Annotated in this window: 15 protein-coding genes; 8 read left to right on the forward strand and 7 right to left on the reverse strand. The window is 72.8% G+C overall.

Translation table 11 applies throughout. The features are described 5' to 3' along the window. Positions 1–56: 56 nt before the first annotated feature. Positions 57–1709, reverse strand: a complete 1653-nt coding sequence (locus V5O46_RS04875; RefSeq protein ID WP_332883143.1) for an FAD-binding oxidoreductase — start codon at positions 1707–1709, stop codon at positions 57–59. 217 nt (positions 1710–1926) lie between these two features. On the opposite strand from V5O46_RS04875, the gene V5O46_RS04880 reads away from it, so the two are divergent. From V5O46_RS04880 to V5O46_RS04895, 4 genes are all read left to right on the forward strand, one after another. After that, a complete protein-coding gene (locus V5O46_RS04880) occupies positions 1927–2733 on the forward strand; it encodes a 2-amino-3,7-dideoxy-D-threo-hept-6-ulosonate synthase (protein WP_332883213.1) in 807 nt (268 codons plus the stop codon). Continuing rightward, complete coding sequence (locus V5O46_RS04885) at positions 2730–3839, forward strand: 3-dehydroquinate synthase II (RefSeq protein ID WP_332883144.1); 1110 nt, start codon at positions 2730–2732, stop codon at positions 3837–3839. The genes V5O46_RS04880 and V5O46_RS04885 overlap by 4 nt, the downstream gene beginning before the upstream one ends. A 67-nt stretch (positions 3840–3906) precedes the next feature. Further along, complete coding sequence (locus tag V5O46_RS04890) at positions 3907–5292, forward strand: class I adenylate-forming enzyme family protein (RefSeq protein ID WP_332883145.1); 1386 nt, start codon at positions 3907–3909, stop codon at positions 5290–5292. 351 nt (positions 5293–5643) lie between these two features. Further along, positions 5644–6561 (forward strand): bifunctional transcriptional activator/DNA repair enzyme AdaA, encoded by a 918-nt coding sequence (locus V5O46_RS04895; RefSeq protein WP_332883146.1) that lies wholly within the window; start codon positions 5644–5646, stop codon positions 6559–6561. A gap of 113 nt (positions 6562–6674) precedes the next feature. On the opposite strand, the gene V5O46_RS04900 is transcribed toward V5O46_RS04895, so the two are convergent. From V5O46_RS04900 to V5O46_RS04910, 3 genes are read right to left on the reverse strand one after another with little or no spacing between them, the layout of a single operon-like run. Then, the gene (locus tag V5O46_RS04900) at positions 6675–7895 is read right to left on the reverse strand and encodes an MFS transporter (RefSeq protein WP_332883147.1); all 1221 of its coding nucleotides are present in this window, start codon (positions 7893–7895) and stop codon (positions 6675–6677) included. Between the two features lies 1 nt (position 7896). Then, positions 7897–9477 (reverse strand): 4-hydroxyphenylacetate 3-hydroxylase family protein, encoded by a 1581-nt coding sequence (locus V5O46_RS04905; RefSeq protein ID WP_332883148.1) that lies wholly within the window; start codon positions 9475–9477, stop codon positions 7897–7899. Positions 9478–9503: 26 nt separating this feature from the next. Continuing rightward, a complete protein-coding gene (locus tag V5O46_RS04910) occupies positions 9504–10070 on the reverse strand; it encodes a flavin reductase family protein (protein WP_332883149.1) in 567 nt (188 codons plus the stop codon). A 202-nt stretch (positions 10071–10272) separates the two neighbouring features. Here V5O46_RS04910 and V5O46_RS04915 point away from each other — a divergent pair, with 202 nt between their 5' ends. Further along, a complete protein-coding gene (locus V5O46_RS04915; RefSeq protein WP_332883150.1) occupies positions 10273–10935 on the forward strand; it encodes a class I SAM-dependent methyltransferase in 663 nt (220 codons plus the stop codon). A gap of 67 nt (positions 10936–11002) precedes the next feature. Here V5O46_RS04915 and V5O46_RS04920 read toward each other — a convergent pair whose 3' ends face one another. Further along, the gene (locus tag V5O46_RS04920) at positions 11003–12676 is read right to left on the reverse strand and encodes an FAD-dependent oxidoreductase (RefSeq protein ID WP_332883151.1); all 1674 of its coding nucleotides are present in this window, start codon (positions 12674–12676) and stop codon (positions 11003–11005) included. Between the two features lie 224 nt (positions 12677–12900). Between V5O46_RS04920 and V5O46_RS04925 the strand changes: the two genes are divergently transcribed. The 3 genes from V5O46_RS04925 to V5O46_RS04935 all read left to right on the forward strand — a co-directional run bounded on the left by V5O46_RS04925 (position 12901) and on the right by V5O46_RS04935 (position 16613). Further along, the gene (locus tag V5O46_RS04925; RefSeq protein WP_332883152.1) at positions 12901–13527 is read left to right on the forward strand and encodes a cupin domain-containing protein; all 627 of its coding nucleotides are present in this window, start codon (positions 12901–12903) and stop codon (positions 13525–13527) included. Between the two features lie 128 nt (positions 13528–13655). Then, a complete protein-coding gene (locus tag V5O46_RS04930; RefSeq protein ID WP_332883153.1) occupies positions 13656–14462 on the forward strand; it encodes an SDR family NAD(P)-dependent oxidoreductase in 807 nt (268 codons plus the stop codon). A gap of 633 nt (positions 14463–15095) precedes the next feature. Then, positions 15096–16613 carry an MFS transporter gene (locus V5O46_RS04935; RefSeq protein WP_332883154.1) on the forward strand — a complete coding sequence of 506 codons (1518 nt, stop codon included), beginning with the start codon at positions 15096–15098 and terminating at the stop codon, positions 16611–16613. Here the strand turns inward: V5O46_RS04935 and V5O46_RS04940 are convergent. Together V5O46_RS04940 and V5O46_RS04945 are read right to left on the reverse strand one after the other, a co-directional pair. Beyond that, entirely contained in the window at positions 16515–17387 is an 873-nt protein-coding gene (locus V5O46_RS04940) for an AfsR/SARP family transcriptional regulator (RefSeq protein ID WP_332883155.1), read from the reverse strand. The genes V5O46_RS04935 and V5O46_RS04940 overlap by 99 nt on opposite strands. A 140-nt stretch (positions 17388–17527) precedes the next feature. After that, positions 17528–19237: an FAD-dependent monooxygenase gene (locus V5O46_RS04945; protein WP_332883156.1), complete on the reverse strand. Its 1710-nt coding sequence runs from the start codon at positions 19235–19237 to the stop codon at positions 17528–17530. Between the last annotated feature and the right edge of the window lie 5 nt (positions 19238–19242).

Below are 19242 nucleotides of genomic sequence, written 5' to 3' on the forward strand. Positions count from 1 at the left end.
TGTACGTCAGGAGGAACACCGGCCCGCGCCGGCGGGTTGCACCGGCAGGCGCCGGCTCAGCCGCCCGGAAGCCGCACCGACTGCCGGTGCCGGAAGACGTCGCCGGGGTCGTACGCCTGCTTGATGCGCTGCAGGCGACGGTAGTTGCCCTTGTAGTACAGGTCGTGCCAGGGCGTGCCCGAGCGGTTGAACTGCGGCGAGCCGAGGTCGGCGTCGGGGTAGTTGACGTAGCAGCCGTCGGTGACCGCGCCGGGCACCGGGACGCCGCCGCTGTCGGCGTACATGTCGGCGTAGAACTCGCGCAGCCAGCGCACGCAGTCCTTCTCGTCGGCCGGGTCGTCCCACCAGATCATCCAGGCCAGCTTGTATGCGGCGTCGCGGTGGGCGCTCGCCGTGGCGTCCTGGGGGACGGCCGAGACCTGGCCGGCGAAGGAGCTGAGCATGACCGAGCCCGTGGGGTTGCCGATGTCCGCGCGGGTCAGGTGGCGGTACAGCGCGGCCAGCTGGCGCCGGGGGAAACCGGCCTTCATGTACGCCGACTTGAAGTCGCTCTTCTGGGTCGGGTCGTTGGTGGTGGGGTTGGCCGTGCCGAGGTAGCGGGCCGCCTGCAGCCAGGGGAGGCGGCGCGGGGTGGCCAGGTCGGGCAGCGCGTCCAGCTCGCCCATCCGCGTGGTGACCGGTCCGTGCGCGACGGTGACGCCCCTGCCGACCGCCGCGAGGAACTCGTCGTGCAGCCGGGCCGCGCCGGGCACGCTCGCGTCGACGTGCGTGATCAGGCCCACGGCTCCGTTGGAGACGTGGTTGAGGGAGAGCATGCTGCACACGGCGGTCGCCGGGTCGCCGGGCGCGGCGTGCCGTACGTGCCAGTCCGCGTAGTTGCGGACCAGTCGCGTGAAAGACCGCTCGTCCAGGTCGGACCACTTCCAGGACACGGCGCTGACCAGGACCTCCGGGGGCGGGGCCGGCAGCAGCCGGGCCGGGTCCGTGCCGCTCGCTCCGGGGCTGCGGAACCAGTAGCGGGTCACGACGCCGAAGTTGCCGCCGCCCCCGCCGGTGTGGGCCCACCACAGGTCCCGGTCCGGGTCGTCGTCCTCCCGGGTGGCGACGACGGTGCGCACCGTGCCGTCGGCCTTCACCACGACCACCTCGACCGCGTACAGGTGGTCCACCACCAGGCCGAGCCGGCGGCACAGCAGCCCCCAGCCGCCGCCGCTCACATGGCCGCCCGCCCCGACCTGGAAGCACATGCCGGCCGGCACGATGACGCCCCAGGTGCGGTACAGGCGCTCGTAGACGTCGAGGAGCTGGGCGCCCGGCTGCACGACGAAGGCGTTCATGGACGGGTCGAAGTCCACGTCCCGCATCGCCGACATGTCGATGACCGCCTGGACGTCGGGGCTGAAGACGAAGTCCTCCCAGCAGTGGCCGCCGCTGCGCACCGTGAGCCGCTTGCCCGCCCGGACCGCCTGCCGCACGGCGGTGGCGACCTGGGCGGTCGAGCGGGGAACGTGGACCGCCTCGGGCCGGCCGACGTAGCGCTGGTTCCAGCCCCGGACGAGGTCCGGGTAGCGCGCGTCGCCCGGGGTGACGGTCACCAGCTCCTCCGGTCGGGCCGCCGCCTGTCCGGCGGGCAGCAGCACGCCGCCGCCGATCGCGGCGCTCGCCGCGAGCACCCCCCGTCTGGTCACCTGTTGCCTGCCGTGCGTCATAGGCCATCCCCTCCCGCGGTCGCGTGCGGATCGCACGCGGATGCCTGCGACGCTAGGCAGCCTGCGGCCGATTCCGCACTCCGCATCTTGCGGCGTGCTCGGCCCGGGGCACCTGGCTCGATTCTTCAGAGGCCACTGCGACAGTTCAGCCCGGGACCCGCAGCGGAATCCCATCCGAACCCTGTGACCAGGAACGAGGAGGGGTGTCATGTCGAGCATGCCGCTCACCGGTAAATCGGTGCGTCTCGCACGATTGTCCCGGCCGGGAGACGGCCGGTTCCTGTTCGTGCCGCTGGACCACTCCGTGTCCGACGGCCCCGTCGCAACCGCCGCCGATTTCGGCGGCCTGGTCCGATCCATCGCGGACGGCGGCGCCGACGGTGTCGTCGTCCACAAGGGCAGGGCGCGCATGATCTCGCCGGCGCTGCTCACGCGGTGCTCACTCGTGGTGCATCTGAGCGCGAGCACCGCGCACGGACCCGACGTCAACGCCAAGGTTCTGGTCGGTGACGTGGAGGAGGCGGTCCGGCTGGGCGCGGACGCGGTCAGCGTGCATGTGAACATCGGCTCCGACACCGAGCCGGAGCAGCTCGCCGACCTCGGCACCGTGGCCGCGGCCTGCGACCGCTTCGGCATGCCGCTCATGGCCATGATCTATCCGCGCGGTCCCCGTGTGGCCGATCCGACCGACCCGACGCTCGTCGCCCACGTCGTGAACATCGCCGCGGACCTGGGCGTCGACATCGTCAAGACGGTGCTTGCCGCCCCGCCCGCCCGCATGGCAGAGGTGATCGCCTCCTCGCCGCTGCCGGTGGTGGTGGCGGGCGGCGGCTCCACCGACCGGAACCTCTACGAGTTCGCGGTCACCGCCATGGACCTGGGTTGTGCCGGACTCGCCGTCGGACGGCGGGTGTTCACCAGCCCGTCGCCCGAGAAGGCGGTCCGGGAACTGGCCTCAGTCATTCACCACCGCGAGCTCACGTCCGAGCCCGCGCCGCAGACCGAGATGGCAGGTGTGTTGTGAAGTTTGCCTGGATCGACCTCCGGAACGTGCCCGCCGAACACCGCGAGGCGGTCGTCGACGCCTCGATCCACGCGCGGGTCGACGGCATCGTCGACAGCGACCCGGAGCGCCTCGCCCTTCTGCCGAACACCGTCAAGCGGGTCCTCGCGCCGGGCGCGCCCGTGGGTGGGGACGCCCCGGAGGACCTGATCGTGCTGCGCGAGGTCGTCGACACCGACGGTCTCGGCGCGCTGGAGAACCTGCACCGCGGCGGCGAGAAGGACACGGCCGCCTGGGTGAACGTCGTCGACGACCCCACCCTGAAGCTCGCCTGTGAGGCCGCACGTGAACTCCCCTTCACCGTGGTGGAGTTCAAGGATCCGACGAAGATCCCGCTGGAGATCGTGATCGCCGCGGCGGACGCCTCGCCGGGACAGCTGATCTGCCAGGCCGCCGACATCGAGGAGGCGCAGATCATCGTCGACGTGCTGGAGAAGGGATCCGAGGGCGTCCTGGTGGCCCCGCGCTCCGCCAACGACGTCTTCGCGCTGGTGGAGATGCTGCGGGTGAAGACTCCGGACCTGCAGCTGCAGACGCTCACGGTCGAGTCGATCGAGCACCTCGGCCTCGGCGACCGGGTCTGCATCGACACGTGCACGCACTTCGAGAAGGACGAGGGCATGCTGGTCGGCTCGTACGCGCACGGCTTCGTGCTGTGCGTGAGCGAGACGCATCCGCTGCCGTACATGCCGACCCGCCCGTTCCGGATCAACGCGGGCGCACTGCACAGCTACGTGTTCGGGGCGGACAACCGCACCAACTACCTGAGCGAGCTCAAGGCCGGCAGTCCGGTGCTCGCCGTCGGCGCCGACGGCCGCACCCGCCGCATCGTGGTGGGCCGGATCAAGCTGGAGTCCCGCCCGCTGCTCGGCATCAGGGCCGTCTCCCCGGAGGGCGTCGAGGTCAGCCTGATCGTGCAGGACGACTGGCACGTGCGGGTGCTCGGCCCCGGTGCGGCGGTGCTGAACGTGACGGAGCTGAAGAAGGGCGACCAGCTGCTGGGTCACGTGGCCACCGACAAGCGGCACGTGGGCTGGCCGGTCGGCGAGTTCTGCGTCGAGAAGTAGCCGACAGGCGCCCGGGGCCGCCCTCGCCGCGGCCCCCGGCGCCGCGGCGGGAAGTCCGGTGGAGGCGATGACGCAACGGTCCTGGTGGGGTGCCGAACTGCTCGGCCGCCACGTCGACGACATGGTGTGGGCGCGTGCCGCGGACCGCGAGGTCACGTTCGGCAGACTGCGCCGCGAGACGGCCTGGCTCGCCGGGATGCTGGAGCAGTACGGCATCCGGGCGCGGAGTACGGTCGCCCTGTACGGCAACGCGAGTTTCACGCACCTGTGGACGCTGTTCGCGCTGTGGTCGCTCGGGGCGCAGGTGGTGCTGAGTGAGACACCGGCCGGCCAGCGGTCAGGGGATGCCCCGACCGGGCCGCCGCGGGTGCAGTTCTCGGTGTCGCTCGGCGAGAACCGCGGGCGGCCCCATGATTTCGTCGACGAGTGCGAGGTGCTGGTGCGCCGCCACGCCGGCGGCGGTCCGAGCATGAGCGGGCACTGCCTCGTGCAGTTCTCGTCGGGAACCACCGGGCACCCCAAGGCGGTGGGCCGGAGCCCGCGGTCGCTGCTGGACGAGCTGGACCGGTTCGCCGCCGTGGAGGGCATGCCGCGCCACGGCGAGCGGGTGGCCGTGCTGGAGCCGCTCACGCACTCCTTCGGGCTGATCGGTGGGGTGCTGCACTCCCTCGCGGTGGGCGCGACCGTGGTGATGCCGGTCGCCCGTACGGCGGAGGCGACCGCGCGGGCGGCGGCCGACGCGCACGTGCTGCTGGGCAATCCGCACCACTTCCGCCGGCTGGCGCGGGCCGAGCCCGGAGAGCTGCCGCACCTGAGGCTGGCCGTGTCGAGCGGTGACGCCCTGCCGCCCGAGGTCCCCGCGGTGTTCCGCGGCCGCCACGGGGTGCGCGTCGGCCAGGCCTACGGCACGACGGAGACGGGCATCATCGCCGCCGACCTCACCGGCCGCTTCGGCCCGGCAGGCGTCGGCGTCCCGGTGCCCGGCACCCGTACCCGTGTGGTCGGCGGCGTGCTGGAGGTGCACGTCCCCGAGTCTCCGTACCTGTACGACGACACGCCGTGGACGGGCGGCTGGATGTCCACGCGTGACCTGGTCACGCGTGATCCCCGTACCGGGGTCCTGCGTCTGCGCGGCAGGGTCCAGGGAGTCGGGGACGACTCGGTCGACCTGCTGCGTATCGAGTCGGTGCTGCGGCACCACCGGCACATCACGGACGCGGTGGTCCTCGGGGTCGGCCCGATCGAGGCCCACGTCGCGAGCAGCACGGAACTGGACGGCCACGAACTGCGCTCCTGGTGCCGCCGGTTCCTCGGCGGCGCGCCGGTGCCGGACCGCTACCACCTGCTGCGGGAGCTGCCCCGCACCGCCAGCGGCAAGGCCGTGCGGGACCGCGGCGTCCTGCGCCGTCACAGGGCGCATCCGCCCGGGGCGTGCCGCTGCATCAGCTGGTGAGCCGCGTGGCGGCCAAGGGGCCCGGCCGGGGCACCGGGTCGCCCGGAGCCCGCGCGGGCGACCCGGTGCCCCGGCGGGAGACGCGGTGGCGGACGCCTCGCCCGGGTCTCGGGGGCCGCTTCGGAAGCACCCGCGCGGGGTCCCGCGGGCGGGCGGCGCCGGGCTTGGTGGTCCGGCCGGGGGTCACCTCGTCCGGTGCCCGGGTCCCGCCGGGGCCGTTCGCGGCCGGCGCTTCGCGATCACCGCCCGCCGTCGGCCCCGGCTCTGCGGACCCTTCCCCTCCGTCAGCGGCACCACCCGCCGGAGCGCCCTGAGAAACGACCTCTCCTCCACGAGTGGAAGGCACGGAGCATGACGGTGACGACGACCGCCGCAACGCTGTACACCTCTGACGAGGCACGCTGGCAGGCCGTGCGGGACCGCGACGCCCGCGCGGACGGCCACTTCTGCTACGTGGTCGTCACAACCGGCGTCTACAGCCGTCCTTCGTGCACGGTGCGGTTGGCCCGACGCGAGAACGTCCGGTTCTTCCCGGCCCCGGAGGCCGCCCGCGCCGAGGGATACCGCCCCTGCCGCCGCTGCTGCCCCGACGACTCCCACCGGCACGCCGCCGCGGCCGAGGCGGTCGCCCGGGCCTGCCGGATCATCGACGAGGCGCCGCTGCCGCCGAGCCTGGACGAGCTGGCCCGCGAGGTCGGCTACAGCCGCTTCCACTTCCACCGCCTGTTCAAGTCGTTCACCGGCATCACACCACACGCCTACCTGGCGGCGGCGCGTGCCCGCAGGGTGCGCGAGGCGCTGCCGCTGTCCGGGACCGTCGCCGACGCCATGTACAGCTCGGGGTTCAACTCCGGGGGTCACTTCTACGCGGCGGCGACGGAGATCCTCGGCATGACCCCGAAGGCGTACCGCTCGGGCGGCGACGGCACGGACATCCGGTACACGGTGGCGGGTTCGTCGCTGGGGCCGGTGCTCGTCGCGGCGACGGACAAGGGCGTGTGCGGGGTGCTGACGGGGGACGAGGTCCCGGCTCTGCTGCACCGGCTCCACACGATGTTCCAGCATGCCCGGCTGGTGCGCGCGGACGACGACTTCGCCGCCGCCGTCGCCGCGGCCGTGAGCGAGGCGGAGCCCCCGCAGCTCGCCCGGGAACTGCCCCTGCGCATAAGACGCTCGGCCCTCACCGTGCGGGTACGGCGGGCGGTGCCGGCGGCGCTCGCGGTGCGTCTGCGGCGCACGGTGGCGACGGCCCCCGTTCGGAGCGGGTAGCCCGACCGGCGGGCCCGTGGCCGGCCCCGCTGCACCGCGCCGGCACCTCGCCGCCACCGGGCCGCCGCCCGGGCCGGGAGGACGCGCAGACGCATGTGGGCCCGGGAGTGGGCTCAGCCCTGCGAGCGGGGTTCTGCCACCGCGACGGCCGGCTGCCGCCCGGCCGCCGGGCGCAGCCGCCCCGACGCCCAGGTCGCCGGCAGCGCCGCGGCGCACACCAGCAGTCCGGTGAGCACCGCGTCCGCCGCACCGCCGTGCGAGACAGCCGCACCGCCTGCCACCGCCCCGACCGCGATGCCCGCGTTGACCGCGGACGCCGGCAGCGTCGAGGCGAGGTCGCGCCCGGGGCCGGCCAGCAGTCCGACCCGGTACTGCAGTGAGGGGACCAGGCCGAACCCGACCACCCCCCACAGCACCAGGGCGCACGCCACCAGGACCCGGGAGGCGCCGGCGACGTGCAGGACGGCCAGCGCCACGACCAGGGCGAGGTTCGCCGCGACGAGCGTGCGCGCCGCGTCCCGGTCCGCGGCCCAGCCGCCCACGAACGTACCGGTGGCCGTCGCGGCGCCGTAGGCGAAGAGGAAGACGGTCAGCCAGGCGCCGGACACTCCCGTGACGTCCTCCAGGAACGGCGTGATGTACGTGAACGCGGCGAACTGGCCTCCCAGCAGCAGGAAACCGACGCCGAGCACGGCCAGCACCCGGGGCGCCAGCGCGTGCCTGGACTGCGCCCACAGGCCGCCCGTGCCCGAGCCGTCGACCGGCGGGACGCACACCGCCGTCGCCAGCAGCGCCAGCGCGCCGAGAACCACGATGGCCGTGAACGCCGCGCGCCAGCCGAGGTGCTGGGCCGCCAGGGTGCCGAGCGGAACGCCGAGCGCGGTGGAGACGGCGATGCCGCCGAAGACCACGGAGATGGCGCGCCCGGCCCGCTCGGGCGGCACCAGGGCGGCTGCCACCGTGAAAGCCGCCCCGAGGAACAGTCCCTGCAGTGCCCCGGTGACGGCCCGGGCCGCGAGCAGCGTGCCGAAGCCCGGGGCCAGGGCGGCCAGCAGGTTGCCGGCGACGTAGCCGGCCAGGGACGTCCACACCAGGGTGCGGCGCCGGATCCGGATGGTGAGCGCCGTCAGCAGCGGACCGCCGACGCAGATGCCCAGCGCGTACGCGGTGACCAGGGTGCCCGCCGTGTCCACGGAAACGGCGAGGTCCCCCGCGACGAGCTTCAGCAGTCCGACGACGACGAGTTCGGCACTGCCCATGACGAAGGCGGCCAGGAAGAGGGCGGAGAGGGCCGGGCCCGGGCGCCGCCGCACCGCGGAGGGGACGGGGGTCATCTCAGTGCCAGAAGTTCTTCCTGGCGCCGCGCAGGTCCGGGAACGAGTCGAGGTCGGGGACCGTCCACCCGTCGAGGTCGTACTCCTGCAGGCACTGCTCGGCGAATCCCTTGTACGCGTCGAGCTGGCCGGTCTCCGCCTGGGTCAGGTAGATGTCGCTGCGCACCGCCTCGTGGTTGCCGGAGTAGTTGCGCTCGTACAGCTCGTGCCGGCCGCCGAACTCGGTGCCGACCGCGTCCCACAGCAGCTTCATCAGCTTGACGCGGCTGACGGCGTCGTAGCCGTTGGAGCCGCGCACGTACTTGTCGAGGTAGGGGCGCACGTCGGGGTTCTTGAAGTCCTCGGCGCTGGAGCTGACGTAGATCAGTCCGCTGGCGACGTCCTGCTCGATGATCTCCTTGATCCGCGGGTAGCCGATGGTCATGAACCAGCGGTATGCCATGCCGTACTCCAGGCGCGGCAGCAGTGCCCCGTCGTTCCACTCCTCGGGGTTGCGGGCGGCGGCGTCGGTCAGGGCCCAGAACATGTTGCGCCAGGCGAGCACCTCGCCGATCCGGGCCTGGATGCCGCGGAAGTCCTTCGTGCCGGTCATCTCGACGGCCTTGGCCAGCAGCCCGGCGATGAAGTCGATCTTCACGGCGAGGCGGATGCAGCCGTGGAAGGTCAGGCGCGGGATGAAGCCGGACTTCGGGGCGAACCCGTTGACCTGGTCGACGTCGCCGTAGAGGAAGACGTTCTCCCAGGGGATGAGGACCTTGTCGAGGACGAAGATGGTGTCGTTCTCGTCCAGGCGCGAGGAGAGCGGGTAGTCGAAGGGGCTGCCCATGACGGCGGCCGTCGCGGTGTAGGAGGGACGGCAGATCAGCTTCAGGCCGGGCGCGCCCATCGGGATGGTCGCGACCAGCGCGAACTCCTTCTGCTTGAGCGGCAGTCCGTAGTGCGAGATGAAGTTGTAGTGCGTGATGGCCGAGCCGGTGGCCACGACCTTGGCGCCGCTGACGACGAGGCCGGCGTCGGTCTCCTTCTCCACGTGCACGAAGACGTCCTTGACCTCTTCGGACGGGCGGTGCCGGTCGACCGGCGGGTGGATGATCGCGTGGTTCCAGAACAGCACCTTCTCCTGGGACTCGCGGTACCAGCGCCGCGCGTTGTCCTGGAACGGCGCGTAGTAGTCGGAGTTGGCACCGAGCGTGCCGAGGAAGGCCGCCTTGTAGTCCGGGCTGCGGCCCATCCAGCCGTAGGTCAGGCGGGCCCACTCGGCGATCGCCTCGCGGTCCTCGACGACGTCCTGGACGGTGCGCGGGGTGCGGAAGAACTTGTGGGTGTACCCGTCGCTCCCGGTGTCGGTGCGGGTGGTCAGTACGTCACGGCGGGCCGGGTCGTGCAGGGCGTCGTACAGACGGGCCGTCATCCTGGCGGGGTTGGCGAACGCCGGGTGCCTGGTGACGTCGTCGACCCGTTCGCCGTAGATGTAGACCTCGCGGTCGTCGCGCAGGCTCTCCAGGTACTCGTCGCCGGTCAGGGGGCGGGTGGTGCGGGGAGCCGGTGCGGAGGCGGAGGCCTCGCCCTGCTGCAGCGTCATGGTGTGTCCTTGTCCGGTCGTGGCGGTCAGTGACCCAGCGGGATGTGGAGCGCCGCGGTTCCCGACGACCACACGCCGTCCGCCGGTCCGTCGAGGGTGCCCGCCCACGCGTGGTGGCCGGGCGCGGTGTCCAGGAGGCGGAAGGCCCCGCCGTGGAAGACCAGCGGCTCCGCGTCCCAGGCCGTGAAGCCCCGCACCCGCCCGAGGTGCAGCACGTGGTCGCCACCGTCGTACGCGGCCCAGGGCACGCAGTCGAGGTGGGCGGCGCAGTCGGCCAGGCGCGGCCCGGCCGCGTCGGGGTCCCAGGACACGGGGGTGTCCGCGGGCAGTGGCCGGCCCGCGAAGTGCAGGGCCAGGTCCTGCTGGTGTGCGGCGAGGACGTTCACGCCGAACGACGACGCGCCCGTGAGCAGGTCGCACATCCGGCTGCGCCGGTCCAGGGACACCATCACCAGCGGGGGCTCGAGGGAGACGGAGGTGAACGAGCCCACCGTGGCGCCGTGCACGCCGTCGCCGTGTTCGACGGTGACCACGGTGACACCCGTGGCGAACCGGCCGAGGCAGTCGCGAAAGCGGCGTCGCAGGTCGCTCATCGGCACTCCTCGAAAAGAAATGATCCCTCGAATTCGGCGCTCTCTCAGGGGGCATTGTGCCGGTGGTCACTGAAGGATCGGTCCAGGGAAACTGCGGGCATTTCTGCGCAATATCCAGGAGGCCGAAAGTCATTGACACCGGGGCGGGTCGGCGCCTGTAATTCCTTCGCGGATTCGAGTACCCGACACGAGGTGGCCCACCATGAGACTCCAGGTCGAGTTGACCGACGCACTCCAGGACTACGTCGCCGATGTCTCGCTGCGCGAGCCCGACCTGTTGCGCAGACTGCGCGAGGAGACCTTGCAGCTCCCGCTGCACCTGATGCAGATCTCACCGGAGCAGGGCCAGTTCATGCGGACCCTGGTGAAGGCGACCGGGGCCCGGCGGGCTCTCGAGGTCGGCGTGTTCACCGGCTACAGCCTGCTGTCGACGGCGCTCGCGCTGCCGGCCGACGGCCGGGTGGTGGGGCTGGACATCAACGAGGAGTGGGGCGCCATGGCGCTCGACCACTGCAAGCGGGCGGGCGTCGCGGACAAGGTCGACCTGCGCATAGGCGACGCCGGGGCCTCCCTCGAGCGGCTGCTGAAGGAGGAGAACGCCGCCGGCACGTTCGACTTCGTGTTCATCGACGCGGACAAGGAGAACTACACGGCGTACTACGAGTACGCGCTCGAACTGCTGCGCCCCGGCGGCCTCGTCGTGGTCGACAACGTGCTCTGGCACGGCGCCCTGCTCGACGAGTCCGCCCAGGACTCCGAGACGCAGGCGCTGCGCGCCTTCAACCCGCGGCTGCACCACGACGAGCGGGTGGAGCTGAGCATGATCCCCTACGCGGACGGGCTGACGTTCGCCGTCAAGCGCTGAGTTCCGCACCTTGCACGCGTGAGGCCGCCCCGGGGAGCGCCGGGGCGGCCTCACCCGTGGGTCAGGGTCAGGGCAGGCGCACGGACTGGGCGTGGCGGAAGAAGTCCGTCGGGTCGTACTTCTTCTTCACCCGCTGCAGCCGCGGGTAGTTGCCCTTGTAGTAGAGCGCGTGCCAGGGCGTCGACGACCTGTTGTACTTGGGGTCGTTCAGGTCGTTGTCCGGGTAGTTGACGTAGCAGCCGTCCGTGACGCCGTTGGGCACGGGCACACCGCCGGTGTCGGCGTAGACCTCCGCGTAGCACCGCCGGTTCCAGGCTATGTAGGCGGCGTCCTCGGCCGGGTCGTTCCACAGGGACATCCACATCATCTTGAAGAACGACTCGCGGTGCGGATAGCCGGTGGCCGACGGCGCGAGCCGGTTGACCTCGCCGCCGTAGGAGCTGAGGGTGATGGAGGCACCGGGCAGGGTGACGTCCGTGCGTGTCAGGTGCTTGTAGAGCGCCGCGAGCTGGCGGTCGGGGAAGGCCGCGTTCATGTACGAGGACTTGTACTCCTGACGGAAGGTCGGGTCGGTGAGGTTGGTGTTGGTGGTGCCGAGGTAGCGGGTGGCCTCCAGCCACGGCAGCTTGCGGGGCCGGGCGTAACCGGCCATCGGGCCGAACTCGGCGAACTGGCGGGTGACGGCCGCCGTCCGCACGTCGACGCCGTCGCCGATCGCGGCGAGGTAGCCGTCGAGCAGCCGGCGGGCGTGCGGGACGGTGGCGTCGACCTGGGTGACCATGGCGATCTGGCCGGCGGACCTGTGGGTCAGCACGAGGAAGCTGGCCAGGGCCAGTTCGGGGGCTCCCGGGGCGCTGTGCGCGGTGAACCAGCGCGCGTAGTTCTGTGCCAGCCGGGAGAACTTCGCCTCGGTCATGCTCTCCCACGGCCAGGCCTGCGCCACCAGGTACACCTCGCGGGGCGGCTGGGGCAGCAGCTTCCTCGGGTCGTTGCCGGTGGCACCGGGCGTCCGGAACCAGTAGCGGGTGACCACGCCGAAGTTGCCGCCGCCCCCGCCCGCGTGGGCCCACCACAGCTCGCGGTCGGGGTCGTTCGGATCGTCGGTCGCCACGACGGTGCGCACCCTGCCGTCGGCGCCGACCACGACCACCTCGACGGCGCACAGGTAGTCGATGATGAGGCCGAGCTGGCGGCACAGCAGGCCCCAGCCGCCGCCGCTGACGTGGCCGCCGGCCGCGACGGAGTAGCAGATTCCGCCGGGCACGGTGACGCCGTACACCTGGTACAGCAGGGTGTAGACGTCCAGCAGCTGGGCGCCCGTCTCGACGGCGAACGCGCGCCGCCGGGCGTCGTAGTACACCTTGTTGAGCTGAGACAGATCGAGCACCACCTGGACCTCGGGGTTGAAGACGAAGTCCTCCAGGCAGTGCCCGCCGGAGCGCACGGTCAGGCGCTTGCCGGCGGCGGCGGCCGCCCGCACCACGCCCGCCACCTGGGAGACGTCGTCCACGATCTGGACGGCCTCGGGGCTACCGACGTAGCGGTTGTTCATGCCGTGCACGAGTTCGCCGTACTGAGCGTCCGCAGGCGTCACCGTCACCGGGGCGAACGTGCCGGTCGCGGCCTCCTCGCCGGCTGCCACCGCCTGCCCGGCGAGGGCCCCGCCCACGGCGGCCGTGCCGCCCAGCGCCGCGGCGGACGTGAAGAACCGCCTGCGGCCCATCCCATTGTTGTCGCGCACCTCAACGTCTCCCGTTCTCGCCATTCTCGGCGCACCGATTCACGCGCTCTCCTGGGCCGCGACAGTACGAATCAGCCATCGCTGAAAACACCCCGGATCTTGCGATCACATCCCTGAACGGCTGATTCCGGGATACGACCGCAAGATGGGGAGTGTCGATCGGCCCACCGATCGCCACCATCGGAGTCCAGGCTGAATTCGCCATGGCGGAAGGAGGCGGGCCGGTGACGGTCGGCGTCGGTGAGGTGTACGAGAACCCGCGGTGCAGGGAGCGGGTCGTGATCAGAACGCCGTCCTCGCACACGGGCGGGGCGCGCACCGTGATGGACGTGTACTCCGAGCCCGGCGGCGCGGTGTCGGGCGAGCACCTGCACCCGGTGAGCGAGGAACGCTTCACGCTGGTGCGGGGCAAGGTCGCCTTCCTGATCGGCGGGCGCCAGGTGACCCTCGACAAGCCCGGGCAGAGCGTGCTCATCCAGCCCGGCATCAAGCACCGCTGGTGGAACTGCAGCGGCGAACAGGCCTTCCACATCTGCGAGGTGCGCAAGAACAGCGACCGTTTCGAGCAGCTGGTGCTGCGCCAGCTGTTCGGGCTCGCGCAGGACGGCAAGACCACGCCCGAGGGCATGCCCCGGCTGCTGCAGCAGGCGGTGACCACGCTGGAGTTCGGGGACGTGGTGCGGTTCACCTCGCCGCCGTGGGTGCTGCAGCGCGCCCTGTTCACCGTGCTGGCCCCGGTGGCCCGGCTGCTGGGACACCAGGGGTGCGATCCGCGGTACATGGATCGCAAGCCGTCCGAGATCGCGGAGCTGGAGGAGCTCCCGGAGGAGGTCATGCGCTGGCACCGCTGACTCCGCGGGGGCCCGGTGAGCACCGCCTGCAACACCTTCGGGCACGGCGGTGTTTCCGTTGACGAGAGCACATCGCACCGCGCTCCTCCCCCACCTCGGGGCGGGGCCGACCATCGAGAAGGAACCCTATGGATCTGCAGCTTTCCGGCCGGGTCGCCGTCGTGACCGGCGCCTCCAAGGGCATCGGCCTGGCCGTCGTCCGCACGCTCCTCGAGGAGGGCGCGAAGGTCGTCGCGACGTCCCGCAAGAGCACCCCGGAGCTGGATGCCCTGGCCGGCCCGAACCTCGTGCACGTCCCGGCCGACTTCATGGACGAGGACGCGCCGGCGCAGGTCGTCGCCCGCGCCGTGGAGCAGTTCGGCGGGCTCGACATCCTGGTGAACAACGCCGGCGGCCCGCCGCCCGGTGTGACCCTGCCGCGCGGCTCGTTCCTGCACGCCTCCGACGAGGAGTGGCGTGCCATGTTCGAGTTCAACCTGTTCTCGGCCGTGCGCGCCGTCCGTGCCGCCATCCCGCACCTGCTGGAGCGCGGCGGCGGCGCGATCGTGAACATCTCCTCCGGCAACGCCCGGCAGCCTTCGCCGATCAACGTCGACTACGGCGCCTCGAAGGCCGCCCTGAGCAACGTCACCAAGGTGCTCTCGGGCGAGTTCGCACCTCAGGGGATCCGTGTGAACACGGTCTCCCCCGGTGTGGTGCGGACGCCGTGGTGGACGGACGAGGGCGGCGTCGCCGACATGATCGCCTCGCAGGCCGGCACCGACAAGGACAACGTCATCAACAGCGTCGTCCCGGAGATGCTGAACCTGGCCACGGGCCGCTTCGTCGAGCCGCAGGAGGTGGCCGACGCCGTCGTGCTGCTGGCGTCGCCGCGCTCCGGCAGCACCACGGGCGCCGAGTTCGTCGTGGACGGCGGGCTCCTCAAGGAGCTCTGAGCACCACCGTGCGCGGGGGCCGGTGAATCCCGGCCCCCGCCCGTGCCCGGCCGCCGCACGGCGGCCGGGCGTAGGACGTGGCACGACCCGCCGGCGGCGTGCGGTGACCTGGCCCGGACGGGCCGTGTGCGCCGTCGGCAGCTTCTCCCCGGCTGCCGCCGCTCCGGTGACCCGCCGCCGGCCCGCCGCGGGGACCCGCCGGACTTCCGGCTCGTCCCGGCCTGGATCCCGGGCGGCACCGCCGGTCCCGGCCCTGCCGCCCGCGGTGGCGCCACTGTCTTCCCGCGGATCTCAGCAGCGCCCCGCATTCCGTCGGCGGGCCTCCGCGGCGTCCCCCGTCGCGGGCCTCGCCCGCGCCCCCCTTTCCTTGTCCTGCCCCGCCGTGTCGTCCCACGGCTCCAGGGCCAACCCGTCCGGATCGCCGGGCTCGCCCGCCCCGGCAACCACGCCTGCCGCGTCGCCGACGCCGGCCGCCACCGCTCCGCGTGGGCCTCCGTCTGCACCCCACGCCGACCGCACCAGGACCCGCTTCCTGCTCCGCGCCGGTCCGAACGGCAGGTCGCGGGCTGCTCGTGCCCGTCCGCCCCGCTCCGGGGCCCGCGCGACGGCACCGGCGCCAACCCGGGAGTCGTCATGGCCTTTTCCGCCCCTGCCCGCTCACGAAAGGGCGCACCGCCCCGTCCGGACCGCCGGCTCATCGCCCTGGCCGTCCTCGCACCCCTGCTCGCCAACGCCGACGCGGGCATCGTGACGCTCGCCCTCAGCGACATCCGGCGAGACCTGTCGATGCCGCTCGACGCCGTGCAATGGGTGACCCACATATACGTGCTGCTGGTGGGCGGTCTCCAGCTGCTGGGCGGCCGGCTGGCGGACCTGGCCGGGGCCCGGCGTCTCTTCCTGCACGGCATGGGCGCCTTCGCCGTGGCCTCGGCGGTGTGCGGCGCCGCACCCAACGGCCCGCTCCTCGTCGCCGGACGCGCCGGGCAGGCGCTGGCGGCCGCCGTGCTCGTACCCGCCGCGATGTCGCTGCTGGTGACGGCGGCGGCACCGGAGCGGCGCGCCCGGGCCCTGGCGCTGTGGGCGGGCGCCGGCGGCGTCGGCTCGGTGGCCGGTGTGCTCTGCGGCGGTCTCGTGGTCGGCGCCCTGGACTGGCGGTGGGCCTTCTGGCTCAACGTCCCCGTGATCGCCGTCGCCCTGGCGGTGGCCCGCCGCACCCCGCTGCCCGACCCGCCCCGCACCCGCGGTGTCCGCCTCGACCTGGCCGGGGCAGCCGCGCTCACCGGCGCTCTGCTCGCGGCCGTGTACGCCCTGGTGCGGCTGGCCGCGCACGGCACGGACCGGTACGCGGCGTACGCCGCGCTCGGCGTGCCGGTGCTGGCAGCCGTCTTCGCGTACCGGCAACGCACCTGTCCCCACCCCCTGCTGCCCGGATCCCTGCTCCGCGACCGGAACCTGGTGTGCGGGGCGGCCGGCATCCTGCTCGTGTCGACGGCCGCCGCACCCGTCGCCTTCCTCGGCGGCATGCGGCTGCGCGACACCTACGGTCTCGGTGCGCCGGGCGCCGGAGTCGCCCTGCTGCCGATGGTCGGGGGCATCTTCATCGTGGGCCGGGCCTGCAGCGCGCTGCTCGACCGGTACGGCGCCCGCCTGCCGTGCGCGCTCGGCTGTCTGCTCCTGGGGGCCGGCCTGGGGACGCTGGCCGGCCGCTCGCACGTCTCGGGGTACGTCTCGGGCATGCTGCCGGGGCTGGTCCTGGCCGGCGCGGGTCTTCCGTTGATCTGGATGTCGTGCGAGGTCGTTGCACTGTCCCGGTTCCGGGGTGCCGGCGCGGGGCTGGCGGCGGGCCTGGTGCAGTGCACGGGGCAGTTCGGGACCGCGCTGGGTACGGTGCTCGCGGTGGCGGTGTGCGGCCGTGGCACCGGAGTGGCCGCCGGGGCGGGGCAGGCGTTCGGGGCGGCGGCCCTGCTGATGGGGCCCGCGCTGGTGGGCGCCCTGCTCTGGCTGCCCGGCCGCCGCCCGCACGTCTCCGGCCTCGCGTCGGTCACACCGACGTCAGACGCCGACCAGTCCGTCGTCGCGGACCGGGCCGCGCGGGACGGACACGGTGCGCTCGGCGAGCAGGTTGAGCGACTGCCGGCAGCGCGTGCTTGAGGGAGGCTCCAGCCGCGGGTGCCCGGCAAGCATGTGCATGTGCAGGTGTTGCAGCCGCGCCGACGGCTTGGTGCCGAATTCCTCCCGTAGCCGGGCCCGCAGCCGGTGGTAGGCCATCAGTGCGTCGGCCTGCCGGCCCGACCGGTACAGGGCGAGCATGAGGTGCGCGACGAGGTCCTCGTGCGTACCGTACTGGTGCACCAGGGCGGTGAGTTCGCCGAGGATCTCGTGGTGCCGCCCGAGACGCAGCTCGGCGCCCAGGCGCTGGGCCACGGCGTCGAGCCGGTCGCGCTCGACGACCTCGATGGCGGCCCTGAGCAGCGGGCCGGTGGGCACGTCGACGAGCATCGGCCCGGTCCACATCATCTGGGCGGCGCGCAGCTGCTCGGCGGCCTCGGCGTACCCGCCGGCCTCCAGCGTGGCGCGCGCGGCCCGCATCCGCTGCTCGCAGCGGTCCAGATCCAGTTCACCGGCGTTCACCTTCAGCACGTACCCCTGCTCGCGGGTCTGCAGCCGGCCGGGGCTGCGGCCCGGGCCGCGCCGGGCCCCGTCCAGGGAGCGGCGCAGCTGCATGACGTAGGTGTGCACCGCCGCGACCGCGCTCGACGGCGGCCGGTACTCCCATATCTCCTCGACTATCTGCCCCACGGACACGACGTGGTTCGCGTTGAGCGCCAGGAGCGACAGCAGTTGCCGTTGTTTCGGCGCGGTCGGGGTTCTGTGGCGGCCTTCGTCGTCGCACACACTCAGTGGGCCGAGAACGCGAAATTCCATATGACTCCCCCATCGTTGCCCGGGCAGGCCAGCAGGAGGCCATCCCTTTGGAGCACCCGGTCAAAATGTCGCGATCCGCGCGGATTCTACCGTCACTCAGGCTCTGCCGGTCCCGGCACGCGGACCTGGATTGCGCTCGGTCACCACCGCCCGCGGGCCATGGCCGGTGACCGTCTCGCCGCCGTCCCGTGCAGCCCCCCGGTGACCAGTGCCAGGAGGGCCGCCGGGTCGCCGGGCTCCCGGTCGGCCCGCCAGGCGACGTGCTGGTCGGGGCGGATGAGCACCAGATCGCGCTCGTACGTCTCACGCGCGAGCGGATCGTCGAGCGTCAGGGTCCGCAGCGGCACGCCCCGGGCGCGGGCCGCGGCCTCGATCCGTCCGGCCCGCGGCGCACCCGGGCCGAGCCGCAGCAACGTGAACCCGGGGCCGAGCCGGTCGAACAGCGAACTGCCGGCCGTACGGCGGTCGTCGAGCCACAGGTGGGGTGCACGGCCGCCCGGCACTGCTGAGGGCGTGTACACGGCGAAGGAGTCGGGCACCGGCCCGGACCCGTCTCCGGCGACGATCGGGGAGCCGTCGTATCGGGCGCCCAGCTGCACCCCGAGAGTGTCCAGGGTGCGCATCCCGTACTCGGCGAGTTCCGCTCCGGTCCTGGCCCGGGCGGCCTCGCCGGCGGCGGTGTCCGCTTCCAGCCAGGCGGGCCGGTCGACGGCGCCGAGTCCCCGGCCGAGGGTCCGGGCCGCCGAGGTGTTGCGCAGGGCGACCGGCCGGCGCTCGATGCCGTAGGTGTCCAGGAGACCCGGGCCCGCCCAGCCCTGCACGGCCGCCGCGAGTTTCCAGGCGAGGTTGGCGGCGTCGTCGACACCGGTGTTCATGCCGAAGCCGCCGTTGGGCGTGAACAGGTGCGCGGCGTCACCGGCGAGCCGGATGCGGCCGGTGCCGAACGACTCGGCGACCAGTGCCGCGCCCGCGGTCCAGGGCCGGTGGCTGAGCACCTCGACCGGCAGGGGTTCTCCCGCCGCCCGCTGCACCAGCCGAACCAGCTCCGCGTCGGTCGCCGCGTCCGGGTCGACGGAGCTGGTGAGCAGGAAGAACTCGTCCACACCGTTGAGCGCGATCAGGTTCAGCGCGAGGTCCGCGTTGACGACCCAGTTGCTCCACGCGCCACGGCCGCGCAGGAAGTCCCGGTACAGCGTGGGCGCCCGCAGGTGGGCGGCGGTGGAGCGGCGCCCGAGTATGTCCTGGTCGAGGGCGCCCTCTCCCTGGTAGCGGACGCCGAGGTGGCGTCGGACCAGGCTGTGCCCGCCGTCGCAGCCCGCGACGAACGCCGCCCGGAACGCGCGTAGAGTGCCGTCGCGTTCGGCCACGACATCGACGTGCTCGGCGCTCTCGTGCAGGGCGGTGACCGTCCAGCCGTAGCACAGGGTGATGCGCGGCCGGGAAGCGGCGTGGTCGAACAGCAGCCGCTCGACGTACATCTGGTTCGCGCGGTGCATCGGTTCGGGGGACGGGTCCGTGCGGTCGGACGCGACCCGCCGGCGCAGCACCTCGCCGCTGCCCGGCCAGGGCAGCAGGGCCAGTTCGTGCGCGTTGTAGCGGGTGAAGAAGGAGATGCCGGCCGAGTGACCGGCGGGCAGCCCGAGCCCGCGGACCCGCTCGGCAAGTCCCAGCGTGCGGTAGTGCTCCATGGTCCGCGCGTTGTGGGTGCTGCCACGCGGCTGGTCGGGCACGCCGGTCTGGGAGTTGAGGACGACGCAGGACACGCCCTGCCGGTCCAGCAACAGCGCGAGCATCAATCCGACCGGACCGCCGCCGACCACGGCGACCGGGGTTGTCAGCGGTTCGTCCATCCGAC

It is taken from the genome of Streptomyces poriticola (genome assembly GCF_036689765.1).
Lineage (GTDB): Bacteria > Actinomycetota > Actinomycetes > Streptomycetales > Streptomycetaceae > Streptomyces > Streptomyces poriticola.

What these genes read in the sequence shown, in the direction of transcription:
- V5O46_RS04930 (WP_332883153.1), top strand. Translation starts at nt 13,656, where the DNA reads ATGGATCTGCAGCTTTCCGGCCGGGTCGCCGTCGTGACCGGCGCCTCC.
- V5O46_RS04915 (WP_332883150.1), top strand. Translation starts at nt 10,273, where the DNA reads ATGAGACTCCAGGTCGAGTTGACCGACGCACTCCAGGACTACGTCGCC.
- V5O46_RS04945 (WP_332883156.1), bottom strand. Translation starts at nt 19,237, where the DNA reads ATGGACGAACCGCTGACAACCCCGGTCGCCGTGGTCGGCGGCGGTCCG.
- V5O46_RS04940 (WP_332883155.1), bottom strand. Translation starts at nt 17,387, where the DNA reads ATGGAATTTCGCGTTCTCGGCCCACTGAGTGTGTGCGACGACGAAGGC.
- V5O46_RS04890 (WP_332883145.1), top strand. Translation starts at nt 3,907, where the DNA reads ATGACGCAACGGTCCTGGTGGGGTGCCGAACTGCTCGGCCGCCACGTC.
- V5O46_RS04875 (WP_332883143.1), bottom strand. Translation starts at nt 1,709, where the DNA reads ATGACGCACGGCAGGCAACAGGTGACCAGACGGGGGGTGCTCGCGGCG.
- V5O46_RS04905 (WP_332883148.1), bottom strand. Translation starts at nt 9,477, where the DNA reads ATGACGCTGCAGCAGGGCGAGGCCTCCGCCTCCGCACCGGCTCCCCGC.
- V5O46_RS04900 (WP_332883147.1), bottom strand. Translation starts at nt 7,895, where the DNA reads ATGACCCCCGTCCCCTCCGCGGTGCGGCGGCGCCCGGGCCCGGCCCTC.
- V5O46_RS04895 (WP_332883146.1), top strand. Translation starts at nt 5,644, where the DNA reads ATGACGGTGACGACGACCGCCGCAACGCTGTACACCTCTGACGAGGCA.
- V5O46_RS04910 (WP_332883149.1), bottom strand. Translation starts at nt 10,070, where the DNA reads ATGAGCGACCTGCGACGCCGCTTTCGCGACTGCCTCGGCCGGTTCGCC.
- V5O46_RS04880 (WP_332883213.1), top strand. Translation starts at nt 1,927, where the DNA reads ATGCCGCTCACCGGTAAATCGGTGCGTCTCGCACGATTGTCCCGGCCG.
- V5O46_RS04935 (WP_332883154.1), top strand. Translation starts at nt 15,096, where the DNA reads ATGGCCTTTTCCGCCCCTGCCCGCTCACGAAAGGGCGCACCGCCCCGT.